Source organism: Plantactinospora alkalitolerans (assembly GCF_015690345.1).
GTDB lineage: Bacteria > Actinomycetota > Actinomycetes > Mycobacteriales > Micromonosporaceae > Plantactinospora > Plantactinospora alkalitolerans.
Genome location: NZ_JADPUN010000106.1, coordinates 1 through 16,671, shown reverse-complemented (window position 1 = coordinate 16,671; position 16,671 = coordinate 1). Strand labels below are relative to the sequence as shown.

The 16,671-nt window shown below is 69.4% G+C and carries 11 protein-coding genes and 1 CRISPR repeat array; of the genes, 10 read left to right on the top strand and 1 reads right to left on the bottom strand.

Translation table 11 applies throughout. The features are described 5' to 3' along the window. Nucleotides 1-110: 110 nt before the first annotated feature. From I0C86_RS09185 to I0C86_RS09140, 10 genes are all read left to right on the top strand, one after another. Nucleotides 111-2,399, top strand: coding sequence for a hypothetical protein (locus I0C86_RS09185; protein WP_230393845.1), 2,289 nt, complete (start codon nt 111-113; stop codon nt 2,397-2,399). Further along, nucleotides 2,396-4,081 carry a Cas10/Cmr2 second palm domain-containing protein gene (locus I0C86_RS09180; RefSeq protein ID WP_196200790.1) on the top strand — a complete coding sequence of 562 codons (1,686 nt, stop codon included), beginning with the start codon at nt 2,396-2,398 and terminating at the stop codon, nt 4,079-4,081. The genes I0C86_RS09185 and I0C86_RS09180 overlap by 4 nt, the downstream gene beginning before the upstream one ends. Beyond that, entirely contained in the window at nt 4,081-6,555 is a 2,475-nt protein-coding gene (locus tag I0C86_RS09175; RefSeq protein ID WP_196200789.1) for an RAMP superfamily CRISPR-associated protein, read from the top strand. Before I0C86_RS09180 ends, I0C86_RS09175 begins: the two co-directional genes overlap by 1 nt. Beyond that, complete coding sequence (locus I0C86_RS09170) at nt 6,555-8,231, top strand: RAMP superfamily CRISPR-associated protein (RefSeq protein WP_196200788.1); 1,677 nt, start codon at nt 6,555-6,557, stop codon at nt 8,229-8,231. Before I0C86_RS09175 ends, I0C86_RS09170 begins: the two co-directional genes overlap by 1 nt. Next, nucleotides 8,228-8,872 (top strand): type III-D CRISPR-associated protein Csx19, encoded by a 645-nt coding sequence (gene csx19 / locus I0C86_RS09165; RefSeq protein ID WP_196200787.1) that lies wholly within the window; start codon nt 8,228-8,230, stop codon nt 8,870-8,872. Before I0C86_RS09170 ends, csx19 begins: the two co-directional genes overlap by 4 nt. Further along, nucleotides 8,869-11,466, top strand: a complete 2,598-nt coding sequence (locus I0C86_RS09160) for a TIGR03986 family type III CRISPR-associated RAMP protein (RefSeq protein WP_196200786.1) — start codon at nt 8,869-8,871, stop codon at nt 11,464-11,466. Before csx19 ends, I0C86_RS09160 begins: the two co-directional genes overlap by 4 nt. A gap of 153 nt (nt 11,467-11,619) precedes the next feature. Further along, nucleotides 11,620-12,309: a CRISPR-associated endoribonuclease Cas6 gene (cas6, locus tag I0C86_RS09155; RefSeq protein WP_196200785.1), complete on the top strand. Its 690-nt coding sequence runs from the start codon at nt 11,620-11,622 to the stop codon at nt 12,307-12,309. Continuing rightward, nucleotides 12,297-12,641: a CRISPR-associated endonuclease Cas1 gene (locus tag I0C86_RS09150; protein ID WP_230393844.1), complete on the top strand. Its 345-nt coding sequence runs from the start codon at nt 12,297-12,299 to the stop codon at nt 12,639-12,641. Before cas6 ends, I0C86_RS09150 begins: the two co-directional genes overlap by 13 nt. A gap of 15 nt (nt 12,642-12,656) precedes the next feature. Next, complete coding sequence (cas2, locus tag I0C86_RS09145; RefSeq protein ID WP_230393843.1) at nt 12,657-12,908, top strand: CRISPR-associated endonuclease Cas2; 252 nt, start codon at nt 12,657-12,659, stop codon at nt 12,906-12,908. Nucleotides 12,909-12,997: 89 nt separating this feature from the next. After that, nucleotides 12,998-14,492: direct repeats of the CRISPR family, unit length 30 nt; unit sequence GTCGGTCATCACCCCTGGAGGGATCGCAAC. A 273-nt stretch (nt 14,493-14,765) separates the two neighbouring features. Beyond that, nucleotides 14,766-15,953 (top strand): IS30 family transposase, encoded by a 1,188-nt coding sequence (locus I0C86_RS09140; RefSeq protein ID WP_230393842.1) that lies wholly within the window; start codon nt 14,766-14,768, stop codon nt 15,951-15,953. Nucleotides 15,954-16,081: 128 nt separating this feature from the next. Here I0C86_RS09140 and I0C86_RS09135 read toward each other — a convergent pair. Continuing rightward, a partial coding sequence (locus I0C86_RS09135) for a tyrosine-type recombinase/integrase (protein ID WP_196200783.1) occupies nt 16,082-16,671 on the bottom strand: 590 nt, incomplete at its 5' end.

The following is a 16,671-nucleotide window of genomic DNA, read 5'->3' as shown; positions in this document are numbered from 1 at the left end:
CGCTAGTTGAGAGTCGCCGGCCGTCCTGCCGGTCGGGGCGGCGACGCGCTCAATTTTTAAGATACTTTTGTTGTTGAACTACTTATGTCTATCCGATAGTCTCCTCGTCCATGCATGTCTTTCCCGCCCGTATCCCGGCAGCTGAGGCCCGCCGCGCCGATGTGGTGGACGTCCGGGTGGCCCGGAAGGTGGCCCCGCTGTTCGGGCTGGGCGGCGACGTTCCGCCGTACCACCGTTCCTGGGTGTGCGACTACACCGCGCTCTCCCTTGCGGAGATCGGCCGCGGCGCACCGAGCCCGGATCGCGCCGAGCGGTCCAGGCTGGAGGCCGACCCGCCGCGCCACTCCGTCGACGGTGAGCAGCCGGGGTGGGCTTGGTCGGGTCGGTCGGTATGGTCCGCGCAGCACGGCAGTCTGCCCGGCGCGCTCAGCAACGCGACGTTGAACCGGTACGGTCCGGACACCAAGGCCGCAGCAGTTCTCGCCGCCGCCAACCGGTTACTGGGAGACGCGACGGATGCTGTGGCGGCCGCGTGCCGGCACCTCGCCGGCGTGGACTCCGACGCGGAAGTTCGGCTGGCTGTGTGGGCGGGACTGGTTCTGGAGGTCTACCGGGCGCAGCCGGCACTGGTGATCGCGGCCGTCCAGGCCCGCCAGGTGCAGCGGTCACTGTCGGCACGGTGGGGGGCGCAGGTCGACCGGGCCAGGGTGACCGGGGTCGATGCCCCGTCCGAGATTCACCCCCGAACCAGCGTGACGGATGGCGACGCTGACCCGGACGGGTCCGGGGCCCGGTGGCGGCCCACGTCCTTCGACCTCATCGACTCGACTCTGCCGGCGCTCGGGTTGGCCGACCACCCGGCCGCCGGCCCAGGACTGGTGACCGCCGACGCGCTCGATGACATGGCGTCGGCGTGGTGCCAGCGACTTCTCGGCGTAGGGCGACCCGGTCGAGGGCTGGTGTGGTTGACCGAGGACGTCGAAGGGTCACGACGGGTCCACGCGATGGTCCGGGTGGGTGCGGTGGTGGCGCCGTTCGTGGCGGCGTCACTCGGTGGTACGTCGGTGGGCGACCGTGCGTCGCCGCCGGTTCTGCCGGTGCTACCCGCTGGTGACGCGCTGGCCGCCGCCCCACTGCTGCAACGCCGTGCCCACCTGCTGATGGCGCACGTGACGGCCAACTACGTCCGGTACCGCGACGAGCTGTTGCGGGACTGGCCGCAGCTGCGGACACAGACTAAGGAATTGGTCGCCGCCGCTGTCCACCGGTGCGCCGAAATCCTCGACGCCGACGATCCGGTGTCCCTGCAGCTACGGGCGTACGCCGCGTACCTGGATGTGTGGGATGCGTCGCGCGGTCGTGGCCACACAGCGGACGCCGGGGCGGCGTCCGGCAGCGGTGATGCCGGACGGGTGGCGGCGGTCCGCCGGCTGACCGCGTCGCAGCAGCGCGTGATGGGAACCTGGCGGTCTGGGCGGCTGGACCCCGGTGCGGCTGCCTACCTGCTGGAGATCGGTGTTGTCGCCCTGCGTGACGCCGTCGCCGGCCCGTTGTCGAGCGCTGACCTTGCGGACACGTCCGCGTCGACGTACCGGGCCGGCGAAGGGCCGGCTCCGGCGACGGTACGGGCCTGGTGGTCGGCGATCCTGGAAGCACGCGGCTTGGACCCCGGGGCCGATCTCGCGACGCTGGTCGACTCCCTCAGCGACGCGCAGGTGTTCCACCTGCAGCACTACGCCGCCTGGCTGGCCGATGGGGGGCGGCGGGCCGACCTGCGCCGCGCCCTGGTGATACAGGAGCGGGTCGCCGCGATACGCGCGGAGGTGACCCGGGGCGAGCCTGCTGGCTTCGCGGCTAAGTCCGAGGCAGCGCGGGCCGGTTACGAGCTGGCCGCCGAGATCGCCACTGACCTGGCCCTGGCAACCCCGGAGCGGGAACACGGGGCACGGGTCCGAGCGCTGGAGAGGGCCGTCCGGCACGTCCACGCGGTACTGGCCGATCCCACTACCCGCGGGCTGCTGCGGTCCACGGGTCCGCAGGCGGCACTCCCGCGTACCGCCCGGGTGGTGGCGCGGGCCCTCTGCGTGGCCGCGTCCCATGGGGTGATCGTCGAAGCGGAGGACGCCGTCGTCGCGGCAGCCCTGCTCGACGCCGTGATCGGCGCTGAGGGGCCCGGCGACATCCGGCCCCGTACCCCGGCAGACGAACCCGACGGAACGCAGCAAGGTGGCTCCGACAACGAACCCGGCAGATGCCGAACCGACGCGACACCGCGCGGCGGGTTGCGCGACTGGCGCACCCATCTGGCCGACATCGCCGCCGCGCCCCCGTCCGAGCTGGGTAACCCGGCCGGCACGACCCAGTCCCTCCCTGCGACGAATGGCGAGACCCAGAGATGAACAGGGAATCCCAGATCCGCGAACCCGCTGCCAACCGGCACTGGGTACTGATTGAGACGGGCAGCAACCAGCGGTACATCTTCGGCAGCAACCGGCTGCGGCACGTCGTCGGCGCCTCCCAACTGGTGCACGACGTTGGCACCGAGTGGGTACCGACGGCGGTCGAACGGCTCGGGCTGTCCGCCGTCGAGATCGTGATGACCGCATCGGGCAAGGCGCTGCTGCTGGTGGACTCGGCCGACGCGGGCAGGGCGGTGATCCGGGCGGTTACCGAGCGGGCGCTGGCGGAGGCACCGGGGCTGCGGGTGACCGGGGTGGTCGGCCCGGCCTTCGACGCGGCGGACGATAGCGCCCACGAGCCGGCCCGCGCCGACACATACCAGCTGCATGCCAAGGTGCGGGCCGCCCGGCCGGACCTGTTGGTCCGAGACCGGGTCTTCCCCTGGCACCGGCTGTGCCGGGACAGCGGCCAACCGGCCGCCTGCGAGGAGAGGTACGGCGGTGAGGAGCGCGTGCCGGCCTCGGCCGGGATGCTGGCCCGGTCCCGGGCCCGGTCCCGGGCCCGGGACCGGCTTTCTGAGCGGCTCGGTGGTCGCCTGGCCGCCGTCGTACCCGAGCATTTGGATGTGCTGCGGCACAGCGGATGGGTGGCGGTCGTGCACGCCGACGGTAACGGCGTCGGCCAGCTTTTCCGCAGGTTTGTCGAGCATGTGGCCCGGGTTGAAGGGGTTGCGCAGGTATCGCTGACAACCCACGCCCGGTATCAGCAGAGGGTGGCGGCGGAGCTGGACACGGCCACCTGGGACGCCGTACGGGATGCGATTGCCGCACTGCTCGACGACAAGCCCGACGACGACCTCCGTGGGCGGCTGCTGCCGATCGTCGTCGGCGGGGACGACGTGACGGTGGCCTGCGACGCCGCGCTGGCCGTACCGTTCGTGCGGTCCTTCGCCGACGCGTTCGCCCACCGCACCGCCACTCAGCCGATGCTGTCGGCGGTCGCCAAGGAAGCAACCGGTTACGCCGGGCTCAGCGCCTCCGCCGGGGTCGCCGTGATGAAGCCGCATCACCCGTTCGCCACCGCGTACCGCCTGGCCGAGGCGCTCACCGTCTCGGCAAAGCGGTTCAAACCCGGCGGCCGCGCCCTGGCCGGCTTCGACATCCATGTGGCACACACGTCGACGCTGCGGGATCTTGCCCAGCTACGCGAGTACATCCACCTGGACGACGGCCGGTCTGTCGCCCGCCACGCAGGTCCGTACCTGCTCGGCCGCGCCCAGCAGCTGCCTGGTGAGCTGCGTCATCGCAGCGTCGAGCTGCTCGACGAGGTCAATCGCTGGCTCGGCCCCGAGGGATGGCTGTCAGCGGCGCAGGCGCACGCCCTGCGCGAGGCCGCCGACCGTAGCCTGCCCGAGTACCAGCATCAGCTGAAGCTGCTCGTAGGCCGCGCCACCAACCCCGACCGGGCCCGCGAACTGCTGGACGTCCAGTCCGCCACGGACAACCCGACCGAGGACACGCCCGGCGGCTCTGGGAAACCGCCCGAGGAACGGGAGGACACCTCCGACTCGCCCGGCCCGTTTCTGCGTCTGTTCGACGCGCTGCACCTGCGCGGCCTGCGCCTGGAATCTCCCGTTCTGTCTACTGCGGATGCTGGACCGACCCACGACGGTGGTGCCTGATGAGCCTTCCCGCGACATTCGAGATCACGTTGGACTTCCTCAGCGATTGGCACATCGGCACCGGCCACGGGCGGCTGGGCACCATCGACGCCGAGGTCCGTCGCGACGCCGACGACCTGCCGTTCGTACCGGCCAAGACACTCGTCGGCGTGTGGCGCGACGCCTGCGAGACGGTCGCCGAGACCTTCGACCGGACCGCCCACGGGGACGCGTGGCAGGCGTGGATCACCTGGCTGTTCGGCTCGCAGGCCGCCCATCGCGATGACCCCACCGCGCGTGCCGGGCTGCCGCCGGTGCCGGCGGCTCTGCGGCTGACCCCGGCCCGGGCCCCCGCCTGGTTGCGAGCGGCTGTGCGGAGCCGGCCGGCACCTGCCCAGGCGGAGACGCGGAACCGGATTTCGGCACTCGCCCAAGCGGCCGTCGTGCTCCGGCCCGGCGTGACAATCGACGACGAGACGGGCACGGCCACCGACCGGCTGTTGCGCGTCGAGGAGCGGGCAATCCGGGGTTCCCGCCTGCACTCCCAGGTCAGCGTTGCCCTGCCCTCCTCGGTCGGCAGCCTTGCCCCGGACACCCCGCCGGTCAGCCCCGAGGCGCTTCCAGCGCCTGCGGAATTACTGCTGCGTGCAGGCGCGCGTCTGGTCGAGGCGGTCGGCGGCAAGCGAAACCGGGGCAGCGGACGGGTCGTGGTCGTGCTTCCCGGCGCCCGGGTGGACACCACGGCGGTCCATCCAACCGTCACCGATCCGCGCCTGGTGGAAATGCTGTTTGCGGGTGTGCCGAAACCACCGCCACCCCCACCCGCACCGTCAGGGGTGGCCGAGGTCCACTCGTACGACCGGCTGTACCCGCACCGGCGGCGTACCGTCAGGGTCGTCCTGCGCGTCGTCACCCCGGTGGTGGCTGCAGAGGAAGTGGTCGGCAACGTCATACTCAGCCGCGACGTGATTCCCGGTACGGCGCTGCTGCGCACGATTCTGTCCCGCGCTGCGCCGACGTCCGCCCGCACCGAGCCACGCCACGGCCGGATCGGTCTGGGCGACATCAGCGTAGGCGACGCGGTGCCGGCCGTCGCCGGCCGGCGCGATCCGACGTCCGTGACCCCGGCCCGTCCGGTGCCTACGGTGTGGCGCCGGAGCGACAAAGGTCGCGGCAAGACCGTGTACAACATGCTGACAGTCGACGCGGAACGCGACGATCGGGCCAAATCGATGTCCGGATGGATCGCGTCCAACGGTGCCGGCTGGCGGCACGTCGAGCCGGTCATGACGGTGTCCACCCATGCCGTGGTGGATGACGAGGCCCGCCGGCCCACCGTGGCCAGCGGCGGCGTCTACACCTATCTCGGCATCGCACCGGACACACTGCTCTGCACCGATGTCGTGCTGCCGGTCGGGGTCCTGCTCCGGCTGGACCGGGGGGAGCGGCTGCGGTTCGGCCGGTCCCGCAAGGACGATTTCGGGCTGGTTGAGGTTGTCAGTGTGGCCGATGCACCGCCAGCGCCGACGCCACCGGATTTGGGTACGGGAGTGCTGCGGGTGTGGTGCGTCTCCGACGTACTGCTGCGTGACGAGCGGCTGGCGCCCGACCCGTCGCCGCAGGCCCTGGCCCGAGCCCTGTCGGCCGCACTGACCCCGGCGTCGTTCGCGGTAGACGCCGCCGAAACGGTGAGCGCGGCGACGCGCCGGGAAGGGTTCGGGGTTGCCTGGGGCCGGCCGCGTTCAAGCCAGGTCGCCATGCGGGCCGGCAGTGTCGTCACCCTCGCCGTGACCGGATCGGTCGACCCGGACCGCCTTGCGGAGCTGGAACGCGACGGTGTTGGCGAACGAACCGCCGAGGGATACGGCCGGATCCGGTTCAACCCGCCGGAGTTGGCCGCAGAGCGGCCCTCGGTCAACTTTTCCGACGGACCCCCGGTCCCGGGCTCCGGAGCATCCGACGGCAGGGCCACGGGTCCGGCCGACTTGGCGGACGGTCCTACCGAGCCAGTACATCCCTTGGAGATCAATGCTTGGCGGCGGGCGATCCGGCGGGCCAGCGCCGAGATGAAGCCCGGCGACCTGATCCGGGGCATCGACCGGCTGGCCGGAAACCGAGCCCAGCTCGGCTCGTTGCGCGCCCAATTGGAACGGCTGACCCTGCCCGGAGGGCAGGACATGGTCCGCCACTGGATCGAGGGAACCAGGGCGGTCCCGGCCCGCAACGAGGCGTGGAGCACGCACGTCCTGAACGATCTGGTTTTGCTCCTGCTCGACGACCCGGACCGCATCTGGCGCTGCCTGAAGTTGGCCGGGGATCAGCCCGACCTGGTCCTCCATCCCGGCCGGGAGGACGCGGTACGGCAACGGCTGCACACCGAAGCGCTGACCACGGCGCTCACCGACGCACTGCGCCACCTCATCCAGGCAACTCCCAGTGAGCGGCGCGACGCTGCCCCGGGCGTGCAGCTTCAGCATGGGAAGGAGCGACGTTGATGGGTCAGTCCATCGGTGACCGCGTCGAGGTGCTCGGCATCCTCACTTGTCTCGGTCCGGTCCACGTCGGTGGCTGGGACCACACCGCCGAGGCCAGCCTGACCATCGCCCGAGACGGCACCGGTCGGGCCTGCCTGCCCGGCACCTCGATCGCCGGCGCGTTGCGGGCCTACCTCGCCGGTTTCGACCGGTTCACCGGCAACTGCGGTCGTGACCTGATGAATGCTCTGTTCGGCCACGTCGTTGCGGAACGCCGGGACGGGTCGCCATCCTGGATCCGTGTCGACGATGCGCACCTGATCGGCGACGACGTCCCGACGGCAGTCCGCGACGGGGTCGGCATCGACCGGGTCTCCGCCAGCGCCGCCGCGAACTTCCTCTACACCCGGCAGGTTCTGCCGGCCGGGACGAGGTTTGCGTTCCGCGTGGTCGCCGACACTCCGACCGCCGCCAAGGTTCCGGACTACCCCGGCGGGTGGCGGGCGCTGGTCGACGACGCGGTCGAAGCCATGGTCGCCGGTCTGACCAACGGTCGGATTCCGATCGGCGCCGGCCGTGGCCGGGGTTTCGGGCGGGTTGAGCTGCGCGAGGTCACCGTCCGCCGCGCCGATTTGTCTGACCCGGTGGGTCTGGTCAGCTGGCTGACCGGGACGGCACCGGCCACGTCAGCCCCGCGGACCGAGAACACCCGGTTGCCGGACGGCCGGCTGCGGGTCACCATCGCCTGGCGGCCGGCGGGCCCGTTGCTGGTCCGCGACTCGGTGAGCGGCACCGTGGTCGACACGCTGCCCCTGACCGATACCACCGCCGAGGGAATGGTCCGGCTGCTGCTGCCAGGCTCGTCGATCCGCGGCGCGGTCCGCGGGTACGCCGAACGGATCGTGCGCACCCTGCAGGGTCAGGACGCCCCGGCCGCTTTTCTCGACGTACTCCGCCATCCACCGCCCGGCGTCGACGTGCTGTTCGGCTCCGCGCCGACCGGCAACCACGGCGACCGAGGCGGTATCAGCCGTGACGCCGATGATTCGGCCGATTCCGGCAAGGGGTGGCGCGGTGTCCTGAGCGTGACCGACTGCCACAGCGTCGGTCAGATCACCGCGGAACAGTGGAGCGAGATCGTCGCTGTCAGCCCCGACGCGGCGCACGCCTCCGGTAAGGACGAACGGGGTGCGCGCGAGGAGCGCAACTCCAAACGTGATCAGGCTCGATCCACTCTTCTTCGCGGAAAGCTGGACGGCATCACCAACAGCTTCTCGCTCGGAGTCAGTGACCACGTCGCCATCGACCGGTGGACCGGCGGGGCCGGCGAGCACCGGCTGTTCAGCGTCCTGGACCCGGACACCAGCGTGACGTGGGAACCGATCCACATCGAGGTGGACGTCACCCGGCTAGACCGCAGCGCCGCATCCGGCCCGGGGTCGGCCACGCTCGCGCTGCCGCTTCTGCTCCTCGTCCTGCGAGATCTGCGCGACGGATGGCTCAGCCTCGGCTACGGCGGCACCCGCGGCCGAGGCCAGATCGACGTTACCGGCGTGACGTTCGACGGCTCCGGGCTGAGCGCGCCGTGGCAGTCGCTGGCCGGGCACACCCTCGACTCCATCCTTGCCGACCCGCCCTCGGAGGTCATCGAGGCGATGACCGCCTGGGCGGACACCTTCCAGGAGGCAGCGGCGTGACCACCAACCAGGACGGCGCGGTATTGCACGCCGTACGCGCCACCAATCTGATCACCGCGGCCGACGCGGTCGCCTGGTTCGCTCCCGGTACGGCGCCCGGACGGCAGGTCATCGGCTACACCTTTTCCGCACGGGCCGCCGCCTGGCTTCGGGTCCGATCCGACGGCACCGCGGAAACCGTGCCCGACACCGTCGACGTGCTCAGCGAGGCGTACGAGATGGTGCTCTTCGACGGCGAGCGGGAGCTGCGGTGGCTACGCGCGCCCGACGGACTAGGCCCGGCGATCGCCGTTGGCGAAGACCCGGCGCGCCTCCCGCTCGGCGACGCGGTCACCGCCAACCCGCCGCCGCGACGCGGCGACGCCCACCAGACCCGGCTACTCGAAGGCGACCCGGCTCCGCACGAGGTGGCCGGCTGGACGACGTTGCGCAGCACCCGGTACGCCAGTGTCCACCTGCCGGTGACGTCCGTCGCCGGCACGGCACTCACCGTCGAGACCATCGAGTACCTGGCCGAGGACGAGCACGGCAACCTCGACATCGTCGACACCCGCACACTCGGGCTGCGGGCCATCCCCATGGCGCAAGTACAGGTGAGGACCGCCGGAAGCACGACCGGCCGGGAGAGGACGGCGGCATGAACGACCCGCGAACAAAGCTGGAGAAGGTCATCTCGGCGACGTTGACCAAGCGCGGAGACATCCTCGAGGGCGCGATCAACAGCACCGGCAAGGCCAGGGACGCCAAACCGAAGCGAGTGGACCGTTCCCAGTGGGACGATGCGCTCGCCGAGCACGTGGCAACCATGACCGACGGCGACAGCGTCGACGTCGAAGTGACCATCAACCTGGCCGAGAACGGGAAGCGGACCGCCCGGCTGGTTGGTGTCGCATCGCTGGCCAAGGTCGAGCCTGACCCTGGCAGGGGCGCGGCGCTCCAGGCAGGTGGGTTCGTCAACCCGTACACGTTCGTGCCGACCCTGCCCCGCAGCGACGAGAACGGCACCCGCCTAGCCGGCACTGGTCTCGAAGACGCGCCGCCACCCAGCCACGCCTACCACACCACCGGGCAGTGGAGCGGAACCCTGGCACTGACCCTGACCACCGTCACCCCGCTGTTGCTGCCCGTGCCCGCAGCGGAGCAGCCGAAGGATGGACCCCGGACCTTCGACGTGCGGGTGGGGCCGGACGGGCGACCGTTCATCCACGGCGCGTCGTTCAAGGGCGCGCTGCGCAGCGCGTACGAAACCATCACCGCCAGCCGGTACGGGGTCTTCGTCGAACACCACGACCGGCTCGCCTACCGGGTACCCGCCAACACCGCGCTCGACCTCACCCCGGCCCGGGTCCACCGCGAAGGCGACACCGCCTACTTCCGGCTCTGCCGCGGAGACGCCGACTGGGCACGGCACTGCCAGAGCAGCAACCAGGCGCAGTACGCGGCCCTGGTCCCCGCATACGGCAGCCGACGCGTCCAACGGCTGGGCGACCTGGCCGCTGAACCGCTGTCCCGACACCACGGCACCCAGGTCTACGCCCGAGTTGTCCTTCCGAGGCGGGAGGGCAGTGGCAGGGGCAGGTCGCGAACCTGGCAAGCAACCCACCTTGCGCGCACCGAGGAGGAGCTCCTCAAGAACCAGCGCGCCCCGGTCAACCGAGCGGATACGTCGGGCCCGCCCGGATCCGACGGTCCTCACCGGATCGTCCGTGGCTGGTTGTCGGCAACGGGGCGTTCCATCGCGAGTAAACACAACGAGCGGTTGTTCGTGGAAACCCCGGGACTCGACATCCCCCTCACCGCAGAGCACGAGCGGTACTGGCAGTCCGTGCTGCGGGCCTACGATCTAGCCCAGGGCTACCACGACCCCAAGGCCACCTACCGTCGCGACCCTATGCTAGCGAACGGGATCGAACGTTCGTGGCATGTACCCAGCACCCCGCTGCTGCGCACGCTGCCGCACGACACGCTCGTCTACGTCAAGTACGACGACAAGAGCGGGGAAATCAGCCAGGTCCATCCGGTCATGATCGGCCGCTTGCCGTTCGCCGCCGCGCCCGACGAGTCGCTGCACGAAAGCCTGCGGCCCGCAGATGACCGAGATCGGCTCTCCCCAGCGGACCGGCTCTTCGGTTGGGTGCCGCCCGGCCGGCGCGACGACGGAACCGAGACCAACGACGGCGCCTCGGGCTACCGCGGCCGCCTGCGAATCCGGTCGATCACTTGCACGACCGACGACTGGCGCCCGCCGACCTTCCCGCCCGATGGCGTCACCCTCGCGCCGTTGAGCAGCCCCAAACCCACCCAGTTCCGCTTCTACGCCACACCCGACCCCAGCACCGGAATGCCCGTGAGACGGGGGATCGCAAAGGCTGACGGCTACCCCGGCGACGGCGGGCTCCGGGGCCGCAAGATGTACCGCTGGCGTGAGGAGGATGTTGACCACTGGCAGCCAACCAGAGGCAAGGACGACCCGGCCCGGGGGTATCTGGCCCTGAAGGACCACGACGAGCACTCCACGCAGCTGGCCCGCCACCGCGGCTGGGTACGGCCCGAGGTGACGTTCCGAGTCGACCTGTTCCTCGACGGGGTGCCCGAGCCCGAACTCGGCGCCCTGCTGTGGCTGCTCACCCTCGACGCCACCGCCGCTCCGCTGCGACTCGGTGCCGGTAAGCCGTACGGGTTCGGTGTCGTCGCCGCCCGGCTCGACGCGGACCGTACCCGGCTGTGGGACGCCACCGGGATCCGCGACGGCTGGTTGCGGCTGACCAGACCTGATCCCGTCGACCCGGCCAAGCTCACCAAGCTCGCGGCAACGTTCGCTGCCACCGCGCGCGGCAATGCCGTGCTGCGGGAGGCCACCGAGTCGTACCTCGCCGCTGCCAAGCCGGTCACCGACCCGGTCCACTACCCCCGCAAGACACCCGAGCCGCAGGCCGAGAGCTACCAGTGGTTCGTCGCGAACGACCGGATCGAGCGCGGCAGAGTCGCTGAGGGTTGGCCGTTGCCGCACGTCCGCGACGGCGAGCAGCGACTGCCTTACCTTGGCGGCGAATCCGACGCCGCAGACCGGACCGGCCGAAGCGCCGCGAGCTCCCGACGCACGCAGATGCCTCGACCCGTACCCAGGCAGGGACGACGTTCCGGGTCCGGGCAGGCGACCAGCCCGGGGTACGGCCGAAGCTCCAGCCGGCCCGGATCGGATAGAGGGGGCGAACCGGGCCACCGCTCGTCCTGAGCGTCAGCCTCCTCCGACCCGACCCGACCGCCCCGGATGCAACCAAAGCTTCCACTTTGGACCTTGTTCCACGGTCTGCCAGTCGCCGACCGTGTCGGTGACACCAGCCAGTCGTTGCCTCCAGGTGGATACGTAGTGAATGGAGATCAGCACATGCGGTTCTACGCGGATGTTGCCGGGCCGGACCGGGAACTTCCCTGGAGATACGTGCACGGGGTAGCGCACGCCGTGGTCTACAGCGTGCTCGCCGAGCAGGCACCCGAGCTGGCTGCACACCTACACAACCAGGGCTGGGGGCAGAGCAACCTGCGTCCTGTAGGGATCTCGCCGCCGGTCTTCACCGGCGCCCGGCGCCGACCCAACGCGTACATGATGTCGCCGAACGGCCGGATCTGGTTCGGATCACCGGTCCCCGCGCTGGCCATGTCGCTACTGGTCGGCATCGCCAACCGGCGCGAGCTGCGGTGGGGACCGATCACCCTGACGATCAAGGGAACGCAACTGGAGCCGCCCGCCGCCGCAGAAGCCCCAGCGGTGCTGGACACCCGCTCGCCCATACTGCTCAAGGCCAAGGAAGGCCGCTACCTGTTGCCCGACGACGATGGCTACGTCGGCGCCCTGGTAGCGAATATCCGGCACAAGGCCGACCTGCTCGGCCTGCCCGGTGACGCCGAACTGGAGGTGTTAGACCCCGGTCAGCGGCGACGATACGAGGTCTCCGGCGGATTCCGGATCGGGGCAGCCGCGAAGATCCGGCTCGACGCCGATTCCCGCCTGATCGACGCCCTGCGCCAGTGGGGCCTGGGGTTGGGCAACATTCAGGGATTCGGATGGGTGATATAGCTACGGTCGCCGCGGCCCGGCCGGTGCTGGCGGTGACCGCGCATCCCGTGCAGCGATGTGGTGCCTGGGCCGTGGCGCTGCTCCGCCGGGCAGCCGCGCAACGAACCCTGACCGCCGCGGACTTCGTCAGCGACGTCGGCAGCGCCTCTCTCAGTCCCGCCGGGCGGAAAAAGGTTGCGGTCATGGTCCGGGAGGAGCTGGCGACCACCGTCCACCATCGTCAATTGCGCCGCAAGGTGTCGTACGAGGAGTTGCTTCACCTGGAGGCGCTCAAGCTTGTGCGGCTGTGCCTGGAAGGCATGCCCTACAAGCCGTTTCGGCCCTGGTGGTAGCCGGTGTTCGTTGTCTTGGTCTACGACACCGCCGTCGAGCGCAATCCTGCGGCGCTGCGGACTTGTCGGCAGTATCTCCACTGGGTTCAGCGCAGCGTCTTCGAAGGTGAGCTGTCCGCCGCGCAACACCGGAGTCTCATAACGGCGTTGCGGCAACAGCTCGACCTGGGCTACGACAGCGTCCGGCTGTACCGAATCGGCTCTGCACATCTTGTTGATGTCGAGACAATCGGCGTCGAACTCGGCCATCCGGATTCGGTACTCTGACCAGCGAAGATGCACAACCGCCGGACTGCTGCAAAACTCGGCCAAACCGAGGCGTGGAGAGCAAGGCTGACCTGCGACTTAAGGTTCGGGTCGGTCATCACCCCTGGAGGGATCGCAAGGGGCCCAGTGCGCGACTTCGGACTCTAGAAAGAAGTCGGTCATCACCCCTGGAGGGATCGCAACCTGTAGCCGAGGGTGGTTGCGATCGTCGGGTAGTCGGGTCGGTCATCACCCCTGGAGGGATCGCAACAACGTCTCATGCAGGGCGACGGGTGGGAGCTGCCCGGTCGGTCATCACCCCTGGAGGGATCGCAACGTTTCCGGGGATGTCCGTGTGCGTCTACGCCACCAGATCAGGTCGGTCATCACCCCTGGAGGGATCGCAACCGGCAGCCCCCGGACCTGCGCGGGTGAGGTCGTCGCGTCGGTCATCACCCCTGGAGGGATCGCAACGCGATCGACCGCAGTGCCTGGGCGACGGGTGCGGCAGTCGGTCATCACCCCTGGAGGGATCGCAACTCACAGTGCGTTTCTCCTACGCGCTTGCCTAGCAAGTCGGTCATCACCCCTGGAGGGATCGCAACCTCAGTCCTCCGGGGCGAAGAGGTCAAGTAGGGCGGACGTCGGTCATCACCCCTGGAGGGATCGCAACGCGCTCACACCCGGCCAGGGCGTCGCCCCACGGATCTCGCGTCGGTCATCACCCCTGGAGGGATCGCAACTTGTTGTTCGGAGTGGCGACCTGGACACCCTTGGCGAGTCGGTCATCACCCCTGGAGGGATCGCAACAGCTAGCCGACGCTGCCCACGGCGCGACGTCGCGTCGGTCATCACCCCTGGAGGGATCGCAACATTAGCCACGAACCCATAGAGCCCCGGCTGACGGTAGTCAGGTCGGTCATCACCCCTGGAGGGATCGCAACGCCGGGTGGTGGACGGCTACTGGATAGACCGCAAGTCGGTCATCACCCCTGGAGGGATCGCAACCCTGCTCGAGCTCGTCGAACCTGACCGCCTTAGCCCTGTCGATCATCGCCCCTGGAGGGATCGCAACTACACCCCGAGCATCGCCGCCGCGCGGATGTCCTTGTCGGTCATCACCCCTGGAGGGATCGCAACTTGGACATCTGGCTGATGGCGGCGCGGTGAACCTCGTCGGTCATCGCCCCTGGAGGGATCGCAACGAGACGCAGTACCGGTCGGTGGGGGTGGCGGTGTCCAGTCGGTCATCACCCCTGGAGGGATCGCAACCTGTTAGGTCACGTACCTACGGGGTTATTCAGGCGTCGGTCATCACCCCTGGAGGGATCGCAACCACCACAGCGTCGTGCTGCCGTCGGCGGACATCGACCCGGGTCGGTCATCACCCCTGGAGGGATCGCAACACTGGGAAGAGAGCGTAGGGGGCTGTCTGGTCATCGTCGGTCATCACCCCTGGAGGGATCGCAACGGGTAGCTGTAGCGGCTTTCCAAGTTGCCCCACGGGGGTCGGTCATCACCCCTGGAGGGATCGCAACAGTAGGTCCAGGACGTCAGTAGTCAGGCTCACGACCCGTCGGTCATCACCCCTGGAGGGATCGCAACCGGGCTCCGGGGGATCCCGCAGGTACAGCCACGCCAGTCGGTCATCACCGAGGGATCGCAACAGATACTCCGACGAGTCATCCGCCAGCAGCCCGTAAGTCGGTCATTACCCCTGGAGGGATCGCAACAGGTCAGCGAGGACGGCCGCACGGCCCGCATCAGGAGTCGGTCATTACCCCTGGAGGGATCGCAACTACGGCCGTGTCAACGCTCCGGCATTCTGAACCCAGCAAGAGTCCGCGAGTTCCAGTGCTCGTCGCAACATCCGTAATCATGATGGGTGTGTTGATGGCGAGACGTGGACGTAAGCGGCGGCTGGACGTTGAAACGCTCTACTGGGAAATGATCCTGGCGGGAGTCGAAACGGTGGAGGCCTGCCGGATTTTGGGCATCGGTCGGAAGACGGGCTATCGGTGGCGGGCCGAGCACGGCGGCGTCCCGCCGGTTCGGCTGGCCGAAGCCGCCCGCGACAACCGATTCCTGTCGTTGCTGGAACGCCAACGGATCGGCACCTTGCGCCGGGAAGGGCTCGGAGTACGCGCGATCGCCGACGAACTTGGCCGGTCACCGTCGACGATCAGCCGGGAACTACGCCGTAACACGCGCCCGCACGACGTGGCCTACGACGGCGACCTGGCGCACAGCCGCGCCCGGGAACGAGCCCGCCGACCTCGCCCGGGCCGATTGCTGGGCGATGCCGAGCTACGGGCGGTCGTGCAGGCGAAGTTGGAGCTGGAGTGGAGCCCGGAACAGATCGCCGGCTGGCTGCGCCAAGCACACGCCGACCGGCCGCACTGGCACATCTGTCACGAGACTATCTACCAGGCGCTTTATCACGGCGGCAAAGGCGGGTTGAGTCGGCAGCTGACCAAGCGGTTGCGCACCGGGCGGCCACTGCGCAAGCGGCGCCGGCGGCCAACTGAGCGCAGCCCGCGGTTCATCTCGCCCGGCAGATTGATTGACCACCGGCCGGCCATCGTCGAGCTACGCCAGCGCATCGGGGATTGGGAAGGCGATCTGATCATCGGCCGCCGCAATGCGTCGGCGATCGCCACCCTGGTGGATCGCACCAGCCGCTACGTCAAGCTCGTCGCCATGCCCACCCAGCGCACCGCCATAGCCGTCGGAGACGCCCTCGTCACCGCAGTCGGCACCCTGCCGCAAGCCGCACGGAGCACTCTGACATGGGATCAAGGCTCCGAGATGGCCGCACATGACCAGGTTGCTGCGTTGCTCACCAGCGGCGTGTTCTTCGCCCACCCCGGCAAGCCATGGCAGCGCGGGACCAACGAAAACACAAACGGGCTGCTGCGCCAGTACTTCCCCAAGGGCAGCGACCTGTCCGTTCATACAGGCGACGACCTGCGCGCCGTCGAGGACCGACTCAACCATCGGCCTCGCAAGATCCTTGGCTGGGGCACACCCGAGGAGGTGTTCAACGCCGCCATGGCATCATCTTGATCACCTCTGTTGCGACGACGGCTCAAATTCGCCCGTAGCAGCACTTCGTCACGCCCTCGCGGACCCGCAGATTCCGGGTCGTATCAACACCGGCCTCCCGCTCCTGCTGCACGGCGGCAGGCGGTGGGTCACGCGGCGCGTAGGTGCCGGTGCTTTGTGGTGATGGGCTGGGTGGTCTGCCAGCGGTCCTGGAGTGCTCGGGTGATGTCTTGGGTCATGGCGGGTGTGACGTGGCTGTAGATGCCTCTGACGCCGGGTAGGCGGTGGCCGAGTCGGCGGGCTTGGGCGATTTCGGGGATACCGTCTTCGATCATCCAGGTTTTGTGGGTGTGGCGGAGGTCGTGGAAGTGCATTCCTTCGATGATCGGGCCGGTGTGTTTGTCGGGGTTGCCGTTGACGGCGGGTCCGAAGACGCGTCGGGACATGCTGGAGCGGCGCAGGAGTGCCCCGCGGGCGCCGCAGAAGGCCTGGTCGTGGTCGTGGCTGTTGAGGACCTCGTGGAGGAGGGTGATGAGGAAGGGTGGTAGGTGGACGTCGCGGGCGGAGCCGGCGGTTTTGGGTGGGCCGAGGTAGAGGCGACCTTGGACTTCGTGGAGCGCACCGATGTCGGGGTCGATCCGGATGAGGCCGTGGCCGAGGTGGGTGTTGGTGCGGGCGAGTCCGGCGAGTTCGCCCCAGCGCATGCCGGTGTAGGCGGCGGTGATGACCAGGATCTGGT

Excerpts from the sequence above, each read along its gene's own strand:
- I0C86_RS09185 (WP_230393845.1), top strand. The coding sequence starts at position 111 with ATGCATGTCTTTCCCGCCCGTATCCCGGCAGCTGAGGCCCGCCGCGCC.
- I0C86_RS09180 (WP_196200790.1), top strand. The coding sequence starts at position 2,396 with ATGAACAGGGAATCCCAGATCCGCGAACCCGCTGCCAACCGGCACTGG.
- I0C86_RS09175 (WP_196200789.1), top strand. The coding sequence starts at position 4,081 with ATGAGCCTTCCCGCGACATTCGAGATCACGTTGGACTTCCTCAGCGAT.
- I0C86_RS09170 (WP_196200788.1), top strand. The coding sequence starts at position 6,555 with ATGGGTCAGTCCATCGGTGACCGCGTCGAGGTGCTCGGCATCCTCACT.
- I0C86_RS09160 (WP_196200786.1), top strand. The coding sequence starts at position 8,869 with ATGAACGACCCGCGAACAAAGCTGGAGAAGGTCATCTCGGCGACGTTG.
- cas6 (WP_196200785.1), top strand. The coding sequence starts at position 11,620 with ATGCGGTTCTACGCGGATGTTGCCGGGCCGGACCGGGAACTTCCCTGG.
- I0C86_RS09150 (WP_230393844.1), top strand. The coding sequence starts at position 12,297 with ATGGGTGATATAGCTACGGTCGCCGCGGCCCGGCCGGTGCTGGCGGTG.
- I0C86_RS09140 (WP_230393842.1), top strand. The coding sequence starts at position 14,766 with ATGATGGGTGTGTTGATGGCGAGACGTGGACGTAAGCGGCGGCTGGAC.